The following is a 3,178-nucleotide window of genomic DNA, read 5'->3' on the forward strand; positions in this document are numbered from 1 at the left end:
AGCGTATCCAGGGTCTGGGTCAGTTTCGTGATTCCGTTGCGCGCCAGTATGCCTTCTTCGAAGAGCCCCTGCACAATCTCTTCGATGAAGAAGGGATTACCCTGCGTCTTCTCCGCGATCAGTGTTTTGAGCGCTTTCAAACTTGCATCGTTGCCGAGCAGGATGGTCAACAATCGCTCGGCGCTCTCGGGGCTGAGCGGGTCGAGGCGCAACTGAGTGTAGTAGCTTTTGTTGGTCCACGCGTGCGAATACTCAGGGCGGTAATTCACAAGTATCAGAATGCGGGATGTAGCTATCGAGTCGGCGAGCAGATCGAGCATCGCCTGAGTTTCGGCGTCGATCCAATGCAGGTCCTCGAAAATCAGCATCAGGGGCTGGTTGAGGGATTCGCGGAGCAAAATGCGCTTGATTGCGTCGAGCGTGCGCCTGCGCCGTACCTGCACATCCATCTGCGCCAAGGGGTCCTTGGCCTGCGCCTCGTTCAGGTATTCATCCAGACGGTCGAGACTTACCTCCCAATGAGTGCGCAGGGAGACGTGGTCCGTAATTCCCAGCAGAGCAAGTATGTACGGCCGGGCATTTTCGAGCGATGCGTCCAGAACCGTGAGCCGACCCGCAACTTTTTCACGCCGGCTCCGTTCGTCGTCGCCCTCGCCGAACTTGAAGTAGTTGGACAGCAGCTCGATCAGCGGCAGAAACGCGCTCGCCTTGCCGTGCGACACCGAATAGGCCTCCAGTATCATCCAGTCCGACGAGGTCCTGGCCTTGAATTCATGGAAAAGCCGCGACTTGCCGATGCCCGCTTCCGCGACGGTCGCGACGATCTGTCCATGCCCCTCGGCCGCGAGCGCCGCCGCGCGCCCGATCGCCTCCATCTCATGGTCCCGCCCGACCAGGCTCGAAAGCCCGCGTCCTGCCGAGCGTTGCAGCCGCGAACGCAGCGGCCCGAGCCCGGTGACCTGGTACACGTTGACCGGCTCGCTGACTCCCTTGACGGGCGTGGGCCCGCGCGGCTTGAGCGCAAAATATCCCTCCACCAGGCGCCGCGTATGCTCCGTGATCGCGATCGAGCCGGTCGGCGCCACGGTCTGCATCCGCGAGGCGAGGTTCGTGGTGTGCCCGATCGGCGTGTACTCGACATTGCCGCCACCGGTTGAAATCGACCGCACGACGACTTCGCCGGAATTGACGCCGACGCGGATTTCGAGCGGCGCTCTGCCGGCCGCGAGCAGCTTGTCACCATAGCGCCGCAGCTCTTCCTGCATCCGCAGTGCCGCGTATAGCGCCCGCTGCGGATGGTCCTCGTGGGCGAGCGGCGCGCCGAAGAGCGCAAAGATGCCGTCGCCGGTGCTCTGCACCACATAACCGCCGTAGCGGCGTACGGCTTCGATCATCAACTTGAGCGCCGGATCGACGATCGCGCGCGCCTCTTCGGGGTCGAGGTCCTGTTCGAGCTCGGTCGAACCCTTGATGTCGGCGAAGAGCGCGGTGACGGTCTTGCGCTCGCCGTCGAGCGCCGCCGCGGTATCGGCACGCTCGGACGCGACGCGAACCGCTGGCCGAGTCTGATCGGCGGCGGAAGGCCCGGGCGCTTGCGGAGAAGCCGCAGCGGCGAGCGCCGCTCCGCACTCGCCGCAGAATCGCGCCTGGGGCGGGTTTTCGGAGCCGCACTTCGGGCAGCGCGGAGTCAGGCCGGCGCCACAGCGGATGCAGAACTTCTTGCCCGCGGCATTGTCGAAGTTGCAGCTCGAGCAGCGCATTGGCGATGGCTCGATTGAAGCAGAGCCCCGCCACTTGTATCACGCGCGCGCCTATGAGGTCATAGCCGCTTTTCAGGCCGCGCCGGGTGCCTTGCTATCGGATCGAGCATTCTCCGCGCGTCGCCGGCCCTGCCGGAACGAGCCCGGAGAATGCGCTGAGCGAGTGTTGCGAAAATGCGCGTCCCGTGACGCGTGTCGAGTGCGCGTCCGGCCCCTCGGCCGGCAGAGGGCGGTGGCGGAGGCAGGAGTTGGATGGTTCTTACGGTTGTGTTATCGCGACGGCGGCTTTTTAAGTCGCACGGCGTTTTCCATTGTCGCAGCCCTAACCAGGATTTGGTCCAGGACGCATACCTACTCGGTGTCTGGTGAGGACGCCGCACCGGGCGAGTTCACTGTCTTCGAGCTCTGCGTTGGTGGCACCACCTGCACCGTTTTGACACGATTTTGATCGTCGTAGTGGACGCGGTACAGCGTGAGTTGGTGCTCGGCCACGGTGGCCCGCGCCTTGTGCACTGCGAGCGACATGCCGCCGGTAAAAACAGCGGCGGCAATAGTCGCACCGGTTATCTCCGGGTCCTTGAATTTTGAGCAGTCGGGGAAGAACGCCCACACATCCTCGCGCGCTACGCCCTCGCCCTGGCTCGCATTCGGCTCGCCCAGCTTCGCCACGACGTCGCTTCGCGCGACTCCCGTGGCCAGCACCGACGGGTCGTAGTGAATCGACTCGTCCTTGTTGGTCATCTGTTCCTTGAAACGCTCAAGACGGCCGCCAATCGGCCCGCCGCGCAGGAGTTGCGCCGAGGTGAATGTGGGACTGAGCAGCACGGCCAGCGCCGCAAATGCAGTCGCGATTTTCATAAGACGGATTTTAGTTGAAAATCCTTGCCTTTGCGCGCCGAGGCGCTGGATGCGGGCGGGTCCGGAAAATAGCTCTCAAACTTGAGCGGGTTTGGTCGGGGTGGCCGGATTTGAACCGGCGACCACACGCACCCCAAACGTGAAACCGCCCTTCCCTCAATATCGCTTGATAGCGCTCGGTAGGCATCAACTTCAACGGAGGCAAAGGCTCGAACGCTTTCGACCGAAGACGGTGATAGCTACCGAGCGATACCGATATTTGTGGAGACTCCCCACAAAAGTCCCCACAGTCCCCACAGTCGGTTTGATGCGCGCGGCGTGGCGCTGAAAGGTCGATGGGGGGGTGGGCGCTCCGCTGAGTATCTGTCACTTGCCTACCCGCGTCCATTGTTGTCCGCTCCGGCGCCGAAAATCGCTCCTGGCCCGGCCCTGTGCGAGTCGCGTGCGGTCCTGGGGCGCATGTCGGCGTGCTGCGGCCTCGCGAGCGACTGATTGGAGGGGCGATGATCGAGGCGGCGCAGCACCGTTTGGATGCTAGGGTGAAGGCTCGGGGAGGGTCG

The 3,178-nt window shown here is 63.4% G+C and carries 3 protein-coding genes; all 3 read right to left on the reverse strand.

Annotation, left to right across the window (positions count from 1 at the left end; translation table 11 throughout):
- The coding region (locus VMI09_08475) for an adenylate/guanylate cyclase domain-containing protein (GenBank protein ID HTQ24717.1) at positions 1-1,760 on the reverse strand (1,760 nt) is incomplete at its 3' end.
- 351 nt (positions 1,761-2,111) lie between these two features.
- Complete coding sequence (locus tag VMI09_08480) at positions 2,112-2,618, reverse strand: hypothetical protein (GenBank protein HTQ24718.1); 507 nt, start codon at positions 2,616-2,618, stop codon at positions 2,112-2,114.
- A gap of 374 nt (positions 2,619-2,992) precedes the next feature.
- Positions 2,993-3,178, reverse strand: a 186-nt coding sequence (locus VMI09_08485) for a hypothetical protein (protein ID HTQ24719.1), incomplete at its 5' end; no start/stop codon positions are given.

The organism is Candidatus Binataceae bacterium, assembly GCA_035500095.1.
Lineage (GTDB): Bacteria > Desulfobacterota > Binatia > Binatales > Binataceae > JAKAVN01.

What these genes read in the sequence shown, in the direction of transcription:
- VMI09_08480 (HTQ24718.1), bottom strand. Translation starts at nt 2,618, where the DNA reads ATGAAAATCGCGACTGCATTTGCGGCGCTGGCCGTGCTGCTCAGTCCC.